General features: G+C 71.1%; 10 protein-coding genes. All 10 read right to left on the bottom strand.

Annotated features, from left to right (window positions below):
- Nucleotides 1-59: 59 nt before the first annotated feature.
- A complete protein-coding gene (locus P8A18_RS02845; protein ID WP_306051461.1) occupies nt 60-1109 on the bottom strand; it encodes an NAD-dependent epimerase/dehydratase family protein in 1050 nt (349 codons plus the stop codon).
- Between the two features lie 63 nt (nt 1110-1172).
- Nucleotides 1173-1886, bottom strand: a complete 714-nt coding sequence (locus P8A18_RS02840) for a lysophospholipid acyltransferase family protein (protein ID WP_306051458.1) — start codon at nt 1884-1886, stop codon at nt 1173-1175.
- A gap of 128 nt (nt 1887-2014) precedes the next feature.
- The gene (locus P8A18_RS02835; protein ID WP_306051456.1) at nt 2015-3604 is read right to left on the bottom strand and encodes a sigma-70 family RNA polymerase sigma factor; all 1590 of its coding nucleotides are present in this window, start codon (nt 3602-3604) and stop codon (nt 2015-2017) included.
- Nucleotides 3605-3770: 166 nt separating this feature from the next.
- Complete coding sequence (locus P8A18_RS02830) at nt 3771-5915, bottom strand: glycoside hydrolase family 6 protein (RefSeq protein WP_306051454.1); 2145 nt, start codon at nt 5913-5915, stop codon at nt 3771-3773.
- A 139-nt stretch (nt 5916-6054) separates the two neighbouring features.
- The gene (locus P8A18_RS02825) at nt 6055-8817 is read right to left on the bottom strand and encodes a glycoside hydrolase family 48 protein (protein WP_306060640.1); all 2763 of its coding nucleotides are present in this window, start codon (nt 8815-8817) and stop codon (nt 6055-6057) included.
- Between the two features lie 169 nt (nt 8818-8986).
- Nucleotides 8987-10549: an endo-1,4-beta-xylanase gene (locus P8A18_RS02820; RefSeq protein WP_306051452.1), complete on the bottom strand. Its 1563-nt coding sequence runs from the start codon at nt 10547-10549 to the stop codon at nt 8987-8989.
- 1019 nt (nt 10550-11568) lie between these two features.
- A complete protein-coding gene (locus tag P8A18_RS02815; protein ID WP_018522815.1) occupies nt 11569-11727 on the bottom strand; it encodes a hypothetical protein in 159 nt (52 codons plus the stop codon).
- A 174-nt stretch (nt 11728-11901) separates the two neighbouring features.
- Complete coding sequence (locus P8A18_RS02810; protein ID WP_018555243.1) at nt 11902-12852, bottom strand: cytochrome c oxidase assembly protein; 951 nt, start codon at nt 12850-12852, stop codon at nt 11902-11904.
- A 118-nt stretch (nt 12853-12970) separates the two neighbouring features.
- Nucleotides 12971-13996: a 6-phosphofructokinase gene (locus P8A18_RS02805; RefSeq protein WP_306051448.1), complete on the bottom strand. Its 1026-nt coding sequence runs from the start codon at nt 13994-13996 to the stop codon at nt 12971-12973.
- Nucleotides 13997-14163: 167 nt separating this feature from the next.
- Nucleotides 14164-14892 carry a type 1 glutamine amidotransferase gene (locus P8A18_RS02800; protein ID WP_306051445.1) on the bottom strand — a complete coding sequence of 243 codons (729 nt, stop codon included), beginning with the start codon at nt 14890-14892 and terminating at the stop codon, nt 14164-14166.
- Between the last annotated feature and the right edge of the window lie 2 nt (nt 14893-14894).

Here is a 14894-nt window from a genome sequence, read left to right as displayed (position 1 = left end):
GCCGCAGCGTCGCGCCCCGGCGGACGGCGCCCCACCGCGCCGCCCGCCGACGGGCCGGCTCAGACCGCCCGGTCGTGCTCCCGCAGCCAGGCGTCCTCCGCCGTGTAGTCGAAAAGACCCGTGCCGTACGACCGGACCATCGCGGGATAGGCGTCCTGCCAGTCACGCCCCGCCAGCTGCGCGGTGATCCACGCGACGGTCTCCGGCAGCGACTCGGCGTACCCCGTCACCGGCCGGTACCCGAGCTCCCGCTCGGCGGCCGTCATGTCGTAGACGATGGGGAGCGGCACGCTCCAGGGCGTCGAGCCGACGCCTTCGTCCGAGGGGGCGCCCGGCATGAGCACCGTCTCCGTGCTCCGGCCCAGCACCGCGTCCACGGCCTCGCCGATCTCCGCGACCGTCGGGGCCTGCGGATCCGCGGCGTTCAGCACCCGGGAGCCGGGCCTGAGGGCGGCCAGCCGGATCAGCTCGGCGACGTTGGCCGCGTGCACGGGATGGAAGCGTGACTTGCCTTCGTACGCCAGCACGCGACGGGTCCGGCCGTCCAGCGCCCGCTTGACGAAGTACAGCTCGCGCGGCGAGCGGCAGTGCGGGCCGTGGACCGCGCCGGCCCGCAGCAGTGTGACGGGCAGTGTGCCGCCCGCAGCGAGGAGATCGCGCTCCAGACGGATCTTGCGGGTCGCGTACGTGTCCTCGCCCGGTGCGACGGTGGGCTGCGACTCGGGGATCGGCACCGGGTAGCGGGGCGATCCGTCCGGCTCCGCCAGGGTGTCGAAACTGCGGCCCTGCCCGTCCTCGTACACCGCGCCGCTGGAGACGACCACCGCCGAACCGATCCGGTCCGCGAGCCCGGTCAGCTGCCGGGCGTGCTGCCGCCCGTACGCCACCATGTCGACCAGGACGTCACAGCCCGGCCCCAGCGCCGCCGCGAGCGTGCCGTCCTCGTCGCGGTCCAGCGCCACCGTCCGGACCTCTCCGCCCCACTCCTGGTCACGGCCCCCGCCGCGCGAGACCGCCGTCACCTCCCAGCCGTCCGCGACGAGCGAGCGCACAGTGGCCCGCCCGATCTGTCCCGCCGCTCCCAGTACCCATGCCTGTCCTCTGCTCATGCAGCGAAGCTAGATCGGTTCCAAGGCCCCGGCCAGGAAGGTTCACCGATCGCGAATCCGCCCTCAGCGTCGCAGTTTCGGGAACCTGCCCGGCTGCCGCGCCTGGGCGGCTTCCTTCACCTTGGCCGCGTACTCGTCGACGTACTCCTGACCGGAGAGGCCGAGGATCGCGTACATGATCTCGTCGGTCACCGCGCGGACCGCCGTCTTCTGGTTCTCCAGGCCCGCGTAGCGGGAGAAGTCCAGCGGTTCGCCGAAGCGGATGGTGACCTGCTTGATGCGGGGGAGGACCTTGCCGGGCGGCTGGATCTCGAAGGTGCCGACCATGGCGCACGGCACCACCGGCACCTGGGCGCGGATGGCCATCACCGCGACCCCCACCTTGCCCTTGTAGAGCCGGCCGTCGTGCGAGCGGGTCCCCTCCGGATAGATGCCCAGCAGCTCTCCCCGGCCCAGGACCCCGAGCCCCTCGCGGATCGCGGCCTGCCCCGCCTCCTTGCCCGAGCGGTCCACGGGGATCTGCCCGGCGCTGCGGAAGAACGCGGCGGTCAGCCGGCCCTTCACCCCGGGACCGGTGAAGTACTCCGCCTTGGCGAGGAAGGTGATGCGCCGCTTGATGATCGAGGGCATCAGGAAGTGGTCGGAGAACGACAGGTGGTTTCCGGCGACGATCGCGGCGCCGTCGTCCGGGATATGCTCCGCGCCCTCGATAACCGGCCGGAACAGCAGCCTCAACAGCGGCCCGATGACGACGTACTTGAGGACGTAGTAGAACACGGTCTCTCCCCGGTCTGCTGGTCAGCGGCTCAGCGAAGCGGCGTGCGGACGATCGGCTCCGCCCGCGGCGGCCGATCGTAGCCCGGTGGGACATGTACCCCGCGCTCACGCCCGAAAGCCGGGGCCCCTCACAGCCCCGTGCCGAAGTCCTGGGTCCAGACGATGCCGCCGGAGCTGTTCTGGATGCCCACGCCCAGCTCCTTGAACGCGCAGTTCAGAATGTTCGCGCGGTGACCGGGGCTGTTCATCCAGGAGTTCATCACATCGGCCGGTGTGCGCTGCCCCTTGGCTATGTTCTCGCCGTACGTGCTCCACCGGTAGCCGGCGGCGGTGATCCGGTCTCCGGGGCCCGAGCCGTCCTGCGAGGTGTGCGAGAAGTAGTCGTGCGCGGCCATGTCCTCGGAATGCCGCTGTGCGGCGGTCGCCAGCTGCGCGTTGCCGCTCACCGGCCCGCAGCCCTCCTTGGCGCGTTCGGTGTTGACCAGCGCCACCACCTGCTGCGCGTCGGAGGCCGGGCTCGGCGCGGGCTGGGGCGGGGCCGGGCGGGTGGTGTGCGAGGACGGGGCCGTCGGGGGGCGGCTGCTCGCGGTGGCCGTCTTCTTCGGCTTCGGCTTGGCCTTCGTCTTCGTGGGGGTGGGGCTCGCGCTGCTGCTGGGGGACGGCGAGGAGGAGGCGGACGGCGACGGGGAGGGGGAGGGGCCGGACGAGGCCGGCGCGGGGGCGACGTCGGCCGAAGGGGCGGACGCCACCCGCGTCGCCTCGCCGCTTTCGCCCGTCGACAGATGGACGACCGCGCCCCCGGCGCCCAGGGCCCCCACCGCGACCACCGAGGCCACCACGGCGTTGCGCCGGCGCCGCCGCGTCTGGTCGCGCCGGAGCTCGGCCCGTCCCATCCGGCCGGGCACCGGCGTGGCGTACGCCACCTCGGCGAGCCGCGCCGTGTGTCCGGCGCCCGCCACCGCGAGCGGCACCAGCGCCAGCCCGACCAGCAGCCCCTCGGCCGGGACCAGCCCCGCGCCGAACCCCGAGCAGACCGTGCAGCCGCGGGCGTGCCGCGCGATGCGTTTGCGCCACAGCGGCGAGGGCACCCCGTCCCACCCGACGAGGATGTCCTCCAGCAGCACACACCGGGGCTGCGCGGCCAGCGCGCCCACCACCACCCTCGCGGTGTCCAGCTGCGCCTTCATCCGCTGCACACGCACGGCGGTGTGCTCGGGGGAGAGGTTCATCGCGGCCGCCACCTCGGCCCGGGACAGCTCCCCGGCCGCTTCGAGCCACCACAGCGAAAGCAGTGCCCGGTCGTCCTCGTCCACCCAGCGGGTCGCCTCGGCGACCTGCCGGCGCTGTCCGGACAGACCGAGCCGCAATATGGTCACATCGACGAAATCGGCACCGGGGTCGGCGGTGTCACGGCCGGTGGCCAGCGGCTCGGCGGGGATGGGCGCGGTCTGCCGCTCCCGCCAGTGCCCGCGTATCTCGTTCATCGCGATGGCCACCAGCCAGGAGCGGAAACGCTCCGGCGTCCGCAGGCCGGGCAGTGCGCGCAGCATGCGTAGGACGGTCTCCTGCACGACGTCGTCCACGTCCGCGTGCCCGTTCAGCGCACGCCCGACGATGTTGTACAGCAGCGGCAGATAGTCCGCGACGAGCTGGTCCTTGGCGTCGGCGTCCCCGGCCCGCGCCGCCTTGATCAACGCCCTCTCGCGGTCCTTGCCCATGCTGTGCTCACTCTTCCCGAGTCCTGTTCCGGCTTCACGCACACCTGGGAGATGCGGCCCGGCGGGGACCATAACAAAAACCGGTCGATCACTTGTGCGCAATGGGTCCGGCCCCGCCATGTGGATGGCGGGGCCGGACGGAGTCACCGGATCATCCGGCGGGTGATCAGGGCGCGGTGCCCCAGGAGAGCGCACCGGCCACGTAGACGCCGACCTTCGACGCGTCGGTGAAGCTGGTGGAGGTCGAGTAGCTGTAGTCGTCCGCCTCGTTGAAGTTGGACCAGTCACTCTTGTTCAGCCGCAGCTGCATCTCACCGGTGGAGGCACCGGCCGCGAGGCTGCCACTGCCGAAGGAGACCTCCAGGTAGTGGCTGGCACCTGCCTCCGAGCCGCCCGTCTTCACACCGAGCGTCAGGTTGCCGCAGCCCAGGACCGCGTAGTCGCACGCGGTGCCGAAGGTGGACGAACCGGACTCCGGGGTGAACCAGTAGCGCAGCTTCACCGTGGACAGGTCGACCGCGGTGCTGCCGGTGTTGACCAGCTGGAGACCCATCCGGATCTGGTTGTCGGTCGCGGAGGAGTCATTGTTCTTGTACTGGACCTTCAGGGCGCCCGTTCCGGTGCCGCCACCCGCGGAGGTGGTGGCCGAGAGGGCCGAAGAGGCCGCCGAGACGTTGCCGGCCGCGTCCTTCGCCTTGACCGTGTAGCTGTAGGCGGTCGAGGCCGAAAGGCCCGTGTCGGTGTACGAGGTCGTGGTGGAGGTGCCCACCTGGACGCCGTCGCGGTACACGGTGTAGCCCGTCACGCCGGTGTCGTCGCTCGACGCCGTCCAGGACAGCGAGACGCTGCTGCTGGTCTTCGCCGTGGCCGTCAGGCCGGTCGGCGCGGTCGGCGCCTGGGTGTCGTCGTCGCCGCCGTTGTCACCGCCGCCGTTGTCGCCACCGCCGTTGTTGTCGATCGCCGGGTAGGCGTTGCGCACCAGCTCCTGGAACTGCGCGGAGAACCAGTGGCCCGCGACCGGGGAGTTCGGCAGCGCACCGCTCATGCTGTTGCCGTTGCGGCCGTTACCGGTGTACGTGGGGTCGCACATCCGGTCGAAGCCCTTGCCCTCGTCGTTGTCCTCGGGCTGGCTGCTGCCGTCCGACTCCCCCGGGGGCTTCGCCCACACGTAGGCGTCGATCCCGGGCTCCGGGGCGGTGGTGGGCCGCTCACCGATGCCGGCACCGGTCTGGTTGCACCAGTTTCCGGCGTGGATGCGCCGGTCGACCCGGCCGCCGTCCACGTACGCGTCCACGCTGGTCAGCGGGCCCGCCGAGGTGGGCCGGTCGGAGCCGCCCCAGCCGTTGCGGGCGGTGTCGATCAGCATGCCGATGTTCGAGTTGAAGCCCTCGCTCACCAGCAGGGTGCGCAGGGCCTGGGCGAACGACAGCTCATCGACGTAGTAGTTCCAGTCGACCCACTTCGACTGGCGCACGGTGGTGCCGTTCACCGAGTCGGTGACGTCGAAGTTCGGCTCCTTGAGAGCCGAGTAGTTGGCCGTGTTCACAATGAAGCCGGCGACGTCGTCGACCGTGGCGCCCTCGGAGGTGGCCGCCTTCTTGAACTCGGTCGCGGCCGGGCCCATGTTGGAGTCCCAGCCCAGCCAGCCGTGGTGAGCCGCGTCCACGTAGTTGTAGACGTTGGGAATGGCACCCAGGGTGTGCAGGGCGTAGCCGACACCCTTCTCGTAGTTGCCGTTGGCCTTCATCACCGCGCAGGCGTCGGTCGAGCCCTCGGTACCGCCCGCGTTGGTGACGAGGTTGGGCAGCGAGTCGGGCTCGATGATCGTGACGATGCGCAGGTCGGCGTAGGCCGGGTCGGCGAGGATCTCGGAGATCGGGTCGATGTACTCCGTCTTGTACCGGTCGAGCTCCGTGGGGCCGAGCTCGCCGTTGGACGCCAGCGCCGCGCAGTCGCGCCCCGGCAGGTCGTAGATGACGACCTGGAAGAGGTTCGCACCCTGGTCGAGGGCGGTGTCCAGGTGCTCGCGCAGGCTCATCGCCTCGGACGAGCCGCCGATGGCCGCGATACGGTCCATCCAGACGAAGCCCGGGGTGTCGGCGATGGCGGCGCCGCCCGGCTCGGCGGCGGCCTTGGCGGACCAGTCGGGGTTCACGTAGGCCGTGGCGCCGACGTAGGGGTTGTCGACCCGGGCAGCCGCCGCGTCGGCGGTGGTGGGGATGGCCACCGCCAGGGCTGCGCCCATGGCCAGGGCGGAGACTGCGGCCAGCCTCCTGTGTAGCCCTTGCTTGATGGTGCCTCTGGTACTCATGCGGCTCCGTGCTCCTCTCGTACGTCTGCGGAAACTCCCCGCAGACGGGTTCATGGGGGGTGCTGCCCGATGGCGGGCTCAGCGGGGTGAGTGATAGACCCGCCATCGGGAGTGGTGGGGTGACCGGTGTCTCAGCCGGTCAGGGCTCGACTCCCCAGGCCAGGGCGCCCGCGACGAAGGCGCCGACCTTGGAGGAGTCCGCGTACGTGGTGTTGGTGGCCCGGCTGTAGTCGTCGCTCTCGTCGAAGTTCGACCAGTCGCTCTTGTTGATCCGCAGCTGGATCTCGCCCGTGGAGGCGCCGGCGGCCAGGGTGCCCGCCCCGCCCGTGAAGCCGATCTCCAGATAGCGGTCGGCACCGGCCTTCGGGCTCGGGACGGCGACCACCGTGTGCGTGATGTTGGACGAGCCGAGCGCGGCGTAGTCGCAGTACGTGCCGAAGGTGCTCGGACCGCCGTCGGCGGTGAACCAGTACCGCAGCTTCACCGTCGTCAGGTCGACCGGGGCGCTGCCGGTGTTCACCAGCTGGAGGGCCGGCCGGATCTGGTTGTCGCCCGCGGCGGAGTCGGTGTTCTTGTACTGCACCTTGACCGCGCCGGTCCCGGTCGAGCCGTCCGCCTTCGTGGTGGCGAGGACCGCGTCGGACAGCGCCGATGTGTTGCCGCCGGCGTCCCGCGCCGCGACCGCGTAGGTGTACTCGGTGGCTGCGGCGAGCCCGGTGTCGGTGAACGCCGGCCCGGTCGGGTTGCCGGCCAGCACACCGTTGCGGTACACGTCGTAGCCGGTCACCGCCACGTTGTCGGTGGCGGCCGACCAGGAGAGCGAGACGCTGTCCTTGGTGGTCGCGGACACGGTGACGCCCGCCGGGGACGTGGGGGGCTCGGTGTCGCCGCCCGGCTCACCGCCGCCGCCCTCCACCAGCAGCTCCGCGTAGATCGCGAAGGCGAGCGCGAGCGCCGCCTGCGCCCAGAACCGGTGGTAGGTGAAGGTGGGGGCGTCGCCGCCGTCGAGGTAGGCCTGCACCTTCGGCCAGTCCGGGTCGTCCTTGTACCAGCTGCGGATGCCGATGAAGGTCGAACCGGGCTGGATCGGGTCGCCGTTGGGCATGGTGCCCGACCAGCCGGAGGGGATGTACACCTCGTCGTCGAAGCGGTTGTAGTCGAGCCGCGTCTCCGGGACCGAGATGCCCTTGTCCGTGGTGTTCAGCGCCATCGCGTCCAGCAGCGCCTTCGCCAGCGCCGCCGCGTCCTCGTCACCCGACTTGGCGGCGTAGTAGGTGAGCGTCTTGACGTACGCGGCGCCCACGCCGACGTCGTTGGCGTAGTCCACGACCGAGACGTGCAGACCGGCGTTGTCGCCGGGCGAGGCCGCGTCCCAGGTGTCCGGCTGTCCGGTCCAGTTCAGGGTGGAGGGGAAGCGGAAGCTCCCGTCGGCGCCCACCGTCGTCTCGCTCGACGCCCAGGCGACCCACTTGGACAGCACCGCCTCGGCGGCCGCGTTGCCGGTGACGTAGTAGTACGCGGCGACCCGTTCCATGCCCCAGGCCTGGAAGCCGAACCAGTTGTTGCTCGCCGGGTCGTGGTAGACCGGCTGCCAGTCGTACGCCATCCCGTAGAAGGTCGGCGTCCCGGCCGGGGGCCGGCTGTAGCTGCCCTCCCAGCTGTTGGTGCAGCCGCCCGCGAGGGCGCCCTCGCTGGACTGGAGCCAGGTCAGGAACTCCAGCTGCCGGGTCAGGCTCTTGGACCAGTCCGACTTGGCGGTCGCGGACTTCGGGGTCAGCGACGGCACGTTGGACAGCGCCCACGCGGCCAGCGGGTTCTGGTAGCCCTGGTGCGAGGCGCCGTCACCGATGCGCCACGCCCAGCCGCCGCCGCTGCCCGCCGCGGCCCCGCCCCAGGCGTAGTACCACGACAGCAGGTAGTGCTGGGAGTCCCGGCCGGACGCCGCGGGGCAGGAGTTCGGGTCGGTGCAGTCGCCGATCCGCTTGAAGTACTTGTCGAACATGGCGTACCGCAGGTAGTCGCCCATCTTGGCGGCCTTCGCCACCGAGTCCGCGACCTGGCTCTCCTTGCCCTGCTCCGAGGCCCAGCGGTACGCCCAGTAGGCAGCCTGCACCGCGCGGGCGTCGGCGTCCGGCGCGTTGGTGTACTTCCACTGCTCGGCGTAGGCGGAGTCCCCGACGAACAGGTCGAGGTAGCCGTTGGGGCCGCCGTACTCGAAGAGGTCGGTGGTCGGCTGCGGGACCGTCTCCCACACCGACTCCTGCGCACCGCGCTGGTAGGTGTTGATGAAGGAGGCGCCGGCGCCGGGCCCCGACTCGCCGCCGGTTCCCGGCTTGTTGCCGTAGCCGTAGACGTTGTCCAGGTCCATCAGCCAGTGCATGCCGTAGATGTCCATCGTCCCGTAGGACGAGGCGAGTTCGGACGAAAGGGGGTCGGTGCCCACCGGGACGTTGCCGTCCAGGGCGGAGGGGTAGCCGTCCGGCAGCGGGTGCTCCGGCGCGTAGGTCGCGGGCGCCGACGGGTTGTAGGAATCGCTGGTGGACTGGTCGGCGTGCTGCGGGATGATGGTCTTCTCCGCCACCGCCCAGGCCGCGTTGAAGGGGGCCCAGTCACTCGTCACCCGCCCGTACGCCGCCTCCAGCCACATCCAGAAGCTGACGGCCTCCGACGTGGTCTGGTGGCCGTGGTCGGGAGCCTCGACCATCAGGGTCTCGACCGAGTGGTAGGGGAGACCGTCGGGGCTGAAGTAGCCGTTGGCGGCTTCCTTGATCTTGCCGTACTGGGTGAGGAAGGCCTGGGTGTACGGGTCGTCGCCCGCGGCGGCGGCCCGGGCGCCGGTACCGGACTGTGCCGGGGCCGGCTTGGCGACGGCCGTGCCCTGCACCAGGCCCAGGGCGAGCACGCTGCCGCCCAGGGCGCTGCTGAACGTTCTCCGTGATATCGACACAAATCCTCCAGTGGCGGGTGTCGTCGGGGGAGGGGAGGAGGGGAATCCGTGGGGACGGGGGTGCGGTGAATGCGGGGGAGGAGCAGGGGGAGGGAGGGGAGAGGAGCCGGTGGCGGCCCGGGGGTCAGGGCTCGATGCCCCAGACCAGGTCGCCGCCGGCGTACACGGTGATCTTCGAGGCGTCCGCGTACGAGGTGCCGGTGCCGTAGCTGTAGTCGTCCGACTCGTCGAAGTTCGACCAGTCCGTCTTGCTCAGGCGCAGCTGGATCTCGCCGGTCGACGCGCCGGGGGCCAGGCTCCCGCTCGTGAAGCCCACTTCGAGGTAGTGGTCGGCCCCGGCCTTCGGGGTGCTCGCCGCGACCACCCGGTGCGTGACCGTGGAGCAGTCGAGGGGCGACCAGTCGCACCAACTGCCGTACGTCGTAGCGCCGTTGTCACCGGAGAACCAGTAGCGGACGGTCACCGACGGCAGGCTCACCGCGCCGGTGCCGGTGTTCACGAGTTGGAGACCGGGCTTGATCTGGTTGTCACCGGCCGAGGCGTCGCTGCTGCGGTACTGCACCTTCAGCGTGCCGGGGGTGGAACCGTCGTCGCCTCCGTCGTCCCCGCCGTCGTCGCCCCCGCCCGGCTCGCCGCCCAGCGCGGTGCGCACGGCGTCGTAGGCGGGCTTCGGGGCCAGGTCGTCGTCGTACAGATTGGCGGCGCCCTCGCCGGGGAAGGTGCTCGGCACCCAGGAGTACTTGTCCGTGTAGTCCCAGATGGTGATGCCGACGCAGCGCCCGACCGCGAGGCAGGCGTCGACCACCTGTCCGTAGTACGAGGACTGGGTGGCGAGCTTGGCGGCATCGGCCGGAAGCTGCATGCGCACGTCAAGTTCGGTGACGGCTACATCGAGTCCGAGATCGGCGAAGCGCTGCATGTTCGCCTGCATCTGGTACGGGAAGCCGTACTGGATCGCCAGGTGCGCCTGCATCCCGACCCCGTCGAGCGGTACGCCCTCGTCGAGCAGCTCGCTCACCAGGTCGTACATGGCGTCGCTCTTCGCGCCCATGCCCTCGATGTTGTAGTCGTTGATGTAGAGCTTGGCGTCCGGGTCGGCGGCGTGCGCCGCGCGCAGGGCGGTGGCGATGTAGTCGCTGCCCATCGCCGTGTAGAACGGGCTCGTGCGGAAGGTTCCGTCCTCGTTGAACGGCTCGTTCACGACGTCCCAGGCGGCCACCTCGCCGCGGTAGTGGGTGGCCTCCGCGGTGATGTGGTCGGTCATGGCCGTCTCGACCTGCGCGGACGGCAGTGAGCCGACCCAGCCGGGCAGCTGGCTGTGCCAGACCAGGGTGTGTCCGCGCACGGTCTGGCCGTGCTGCTGGGCGAAGTCGGTGATCACGTCGCCCTTGGTGAAGTCGAACCGGCCCTGTACGGGCTCGATGGTGTCCCACTTCATGGAGTTGCCCGGGGTGATCTGCCCGAACTCGGAGCCCAGGATCTCCGCGTACGCGGCATCGGGCAGCTCGGGGTTGTCGGTGGCGGAACCGAAATACCTGCCCTGGGCGGCGGCGAGGTCGTGCAAAGTGTCCTGCGGGGCGGCTGACGCCGGCCCGCCCGCCAGACCGGTGGCAAGGGCGAGAGTGCCGACCAGGAGGGCCGGGAGTCCTCCGGTGCGACGGGGCCTACAGCGCTTCACCAAGCTCATGACGAACGCCTTCCTCTGCCGGGCAGCGTGGATCGTCGCGGGGTGCGCGGCTGCGCCCCGCAACGCCCTTACCGCCAACCGGTGTTGGGGGAGAAGGGAGGGGGTGGAGTGTGCAAGTCTTGATTGTGGGAGCGCTCCCAAGGTGGCGTGGCGACAGGCACCTGTCAAGAGTTAATCGCAACTGCCTTACGGGCACGTGAACGCGGCCACATGCCGAACGGGCCTGTAGCGCAGCGTTGTTGACGCGTGGGTAGGGAACGGCCGGCGCCCGCCGGGGCGCCCGCCGCCACCCCTGTCCGGCGCCGGCCCGGGGCGCCTGGGGAAGGGGCGGCAGGGCCCCGCTTCGCGTGTTCGCGATCGCACGCGCGGGGTCGGGTGCGGGCGCCTTCGGGGCCGGGGCGCGGAAGCGGCGGCGTACACGTGCGGTGACGGACGGCGAGGCCGGCCGTCGCCGCCGTACCGGCGCGGGGAAGGGGGGCCCGCACTCCCGGACCGGACGCGAAGCGGCAGGAGAGCGACGCCCTGAGCGCCGATGAGAGCCCCGCCCGCGGCCCTCGCGTCCACGGCCCGCGGCGGCCGTCCGTGTGCGGATGGTGACGGAAAGTGGCCGAAGTGAGGTGTGATGCCCGAGGGATGAGCGACCCCCTCGCGGTGCCCGGAAGCCGCTGCCGCCGTACGCGAAGGTGTACGTGCGCGGGCGCCGCGCCCACGGGCCGACCGGGCCCGCGAGGTGATCGGAGAGCCTCGCCGGGCCGCCCGCGAGCGGGTCCGCGGGCGGCGTCCGCAGGGGCGCGACGGACGGATTCGGGCCCCGCCGGGCGGGCACCGTATACGGCCGTTCACCCCGGCGTCATGCCGCGCGGGACCGCGGCCGCGCGGCCGGAGACGCCGTCGCGGAGGCGGCCGGAACACGCGCACACCACCCTCACGGGCGGGCCGGGTGCGCCGCCCGCGCCAAGGGCCTGTCCGGTCGTGCTCCGCCGGACAGGCCCCAGGAGGTGTCGGAACCGCTCTCCCGGTCAGGTCTCCCGGGTCGCGGCCATCCCTATCGTGATCAGTCCCAGCAGCACCCAGCCGAACCACAGCCAGCCGTTGCTTCCCAGTGCCACCGTGTAGGCGGTCACCGCCACCAGAGCGCCTGCGGTGAGCATTCCCATCGTCTTCGTGGATCCGGACATGCGCGCACCCTCCTAGGTACCGTCCGGAGTTCCCCGTCCGCGCCCCGCCGTCCGGCACACACGCTCCGACCGCCGTCGCGCCCGCGCTCCGCGCGGACGACGGGGGAACTCCGGACAGGACCTCATCGGCCGCGCGGCCGTGACTCCATCGTCACCCGGATGGCGCCTCCGCCGCTACTGTCCGCGCGCCTGCAACGACGCGAGATAGGCGTTGTACGCCTGAAGCTCCTGATCGCCGTCCCGGTCCGCGGCCCGGTCCGAGCGCTTCGCCGTCCGCTGCTCCGAGCGGTACCACTGGAACACCAGGGCCACCAGGACCAGCACCGAGGGGATCTCGCTGAACGCCCAGGCGATGCCGCCCGCCGCGCTCTGGTCGGACAGCGCGTCGATGCCGAGCGAGGCCGGAGGGTTCTTGTACACCTCCACCATCGGCTGGGACGCCATCATGAGCGCGATCCCGAAGAAGGCGTGGAACGGCATCCCGGCGAACAGCTCCAGCATCCGCATCACATACCCCGGCCGGTGCGGTCCGGGGTCGACGCCCATGATCGGCCAGAAGAAGACCAGACCGACCGCCAGGAAGTGGACCATCATCCCCAGGTGCCCGGCCGTCGAACCCATCAGATAGTCGAAGAGCGGGGTGAAGTACAGCGCGTACAGGCTGGCGATGAACAGCGGGATCGTGAACGCGGGATGCGTGACGACCTTCATGTACCGGCTGTGCAGCAGCATCAGGAGCAGCTCGCGCGGCCCCTTCGAACCACGCCGCGCCACCGGGAGCGCACGCAGCGCGAGCGTCACGGGAGCGCCCAGCAGCAGCAGGATCGGCGACAGCATGCTGATCACCATGTGCTGCACCATGTGCACGCTGAACATGACCATGCCGTAGTCGTTGAGCCGGGTGCACATCACCAGGGCGATGGTCAGCACCCCGACGACGAAGAGGACCGTGCGCGCCACCGGCCACTCGTCCCCGCGTCTGCGCAGCCGCAGCACCCCGTACCCGTACAGGAGCACGGCGAGGACACAGCCGGTCAGGAAGAACGGGTCCGCGGAGAGGTGGAGCCCCCGTCCCAGCGTGAACGGCGGCAGGTCCATGTTCATGCCGTGCCCGCTGTGATCCATCTGTTCACTCCCGATGGGAACGCCGGGACGTCCCTGTTTCGTGCTGGTTGTCCCGACCAGAGTAGAGCTGCCCCCGGCCGCGGATGCGGCCGGGGGCAGTCTCGGGTCGTGGTGTCGCTCAGAGCACGCACTCCACCTCGGCGTACCGCTCGGCGGGCACCGTCTTCAGCGTCTCCACGGCATGCGCCAGCGGGACCATGACGATGTCCGTGCCGCGCAGCGCCGTCATCATGCCGAACTCGCCGCGGTGCGCGGCCTCCACCGCGTGCCAGCCGAAGCGGGTCGCGAGGACCCTGTCGTACGCGGTCGGGGTGCCGCCGCGCTGCACATGGCCGAGGATCACCGGGCGGGCCTCCTTGCCGAGCCGCTGCTCCAGCTCGATGGAGAGCTGGGTCGCCACGCCCGTGAAGCGCTCGTGCCCGTAGACGTCCTTGACGCCCGACTCGAACTCCATGGAGCCCTCGCGCGGCTTCGCGCCCTCGGCGACCACCACGATCGCGAACTTCTTGCCGGCCGAGAAGCGGCGGCCCACCAGCTCCGTCAGCTCGTCGATGTCGAAGGGGCGCTCGGGGACGACGACGGCGTGCGCACCGGCCGCCATGCCCGAGTGCAGGGCGATCCAGCCGGTGTGCCGGCCCATGACCTCGACGATCATGACCCGCTGGTGCGACTCGGCGGTGGTCTTCAGCCGGTCGAGCGCCTCGGTGGCGACTCCGACGGCGGTGTCGAAGCCGAAGGTGACGTCGGTGGAGGCGATGTCGTTGTCGATGGTCTTCGGCACGCCCACGATCGGCAGCCCCGCCTCGGACAGCAGGTTCGCCGCCTTGAGGGTGCCCTCGCCGCCGATCGGAATGATCGCGTCGAGACCGAGATCCCGGACGTGGCCCCTGGCCTGCTCGATGCCGCCGCGCAGATGCGCGGGCTGGACCCGGGAGGAGCCGAGGATGGTGCCGCCGCGGGCGAGGATGCCGCCGACCGCGTCCAGGTCGAGCTTGCGGTAGTCGCACTCCAGGAGGCCCCGCCAGCCGTCGTGGAAGCCGATGACCTCGTCGCCGTGGTCGACCACAGCGCGGTGGACGACGGACCGGATGACCGCATTGAGGCCGGGGCAGTCGCCGCCGGAGGTGAGCACACCAATTCGCATTGCCCGGGAAACCTTTGCAACGTGGGCCGACGACCGGACCACGTCGTCCGGTTGGATCCCCGCCACCCTACCGGCGCAGGGTGGCGGGACCGAACCGGGCGTCCGCCTGCTGGACTCCGCTCAACTGAGCCCGATCGGCCTCATCGGACCGATTCGAAAAGGCCTGGTCAGGCGGGCTGTGTGGCCGCTGCGATGCGCTCCGCGCGCAGCGCCTCGTACCACCGGTCGTCGGTGGGCGGAAGAGCGTTCACATCGAGCGCCAGCTTCAGCAGCAGGTCCGCGATCAGCGGGTTCCGCGCCATCACGGGACCGTGCATATAGGTGCCGAAGACCGTGTCGTTGTACGCGCCCTCCGTGCCGTCGCCCGTGCCGTTGCCCCGGCCGAACCGCACCCGCGCGAACGGCCGCGCCGTCGGGCCGAGATGCGTGACGCCCTGGTGGTTCTCGAAGCCGGTCAGCGGCGGAAGACCGAGGTGTGGGTCGATGTCCCCCAGCACGTCGCCGACGCACCGCTCACCCTCGCCGCGGGTCGAGACCACGTCCAGGAGACCGAGGCCCTGCTCGCGCTCACCGAGGTCGTTGACGAACTCGTGGCCGAGGATCTGGTAGCCGGCGCAGACCGAGAAGATGATCGCGCCGTTGGACGCGGCCCGGCTGAGGCCGCCGTCACGGCGCAGCCGCTCCGCCGCGAGCCGCTGCGGCCGGTCCTCGCCGCCGCCGATCAGATAGATGTCCCCGGACGTGGGGACCGGCTGGTCGCTGCGGACATCGACGCGCGACACGTCGAGACCGCGCTGACGGGCCCGGCGCTCTACCATCAGGGCGTTGCCCTGATCGCCGTAGGTGCTCAGCAGGTCCGGGTAGACCCACACCAGCCGCAGGCTGTTGTTGCTCATGC

The organism is Streptomyces sp. Mut1 (assembly GCF_030719295.1).
GTDB classification, from domain to species: domain Bacteria; phylum Actinomycetota; class Actinomycetes; order Streptomycetales; family Streptomycetaceae; genus Streptomyces; species Streptomyces castrisilvae.
Note: the sequence above shows the minus strand (reverse complement) of the source record. Positions and strands in the feature narration are given on the sequence as shown.

What these genes read in the sequence shown, in the direction of transcription:
- P8A18_RS02800 (WP_306051445.1), bottom strand. Translation starts at nt 14,892, where the DNA reads ATGAGCAACAACAGCCTGCGGCTGGTGTGGGTCTACCCGGACCTGCTG.
- P8A18_RS02815 (WP_018522815.1), bottom strand. Translation starts at nt 11,727, where the DNA reads ATGTCCGGATCCACGAAGACGATGGGAATGCTCACCGCAGGCGCTCTG.
- P8A18_RS02830 (WP_306051454.1), bottom strand. Translation starts at nt 5,915, where the DNA reads ATGAGTACCAGAGGCACCATCAAGCAAGGGCTACACAGGAGGCTGGCC.
- P8A18_RS02845 (WP_306051461.1), bottom strand. Translation starts at nt 1,109, where the DNA reads ATGAGCAGAGGACAGGCATGGGTACTGGGAGCGGCGGGACAGATCGGG.
- P8A18_RS02810 (WP_018555243.1), bottom strand. Translation starts at nt 12,852, where the DNA reads ATGGATCACAGCGGGCACGGCATGAACATGGACCTGCCGCCGTTCACG.
- P8A18_RS02805 (WP_306051448.1), bottom strand. Translation starts at nt 13,996, where the DNA reads ATGCGAATTGGTGTGCTCACCTCCGGCGGCGACTGCCCCGGCCTCAAT.
- P8A18_RS02835 (WP_306051456.1), bottom strand. Translation starts at nt 3,604, where the DNA reads ATGGGCAAGGACCGCGAGAGGGCGTTGATCAAGGCGGCGCGGGCCGGG.
- P8A18_RS02820 (WP_306051452.1), bottom strand. Translation starts at nt 10,549, where the DNA reads ATGAGCTTGGTGAAGCGCTGTAGGCCCCGTCGCACCGGAGGACTCCCG.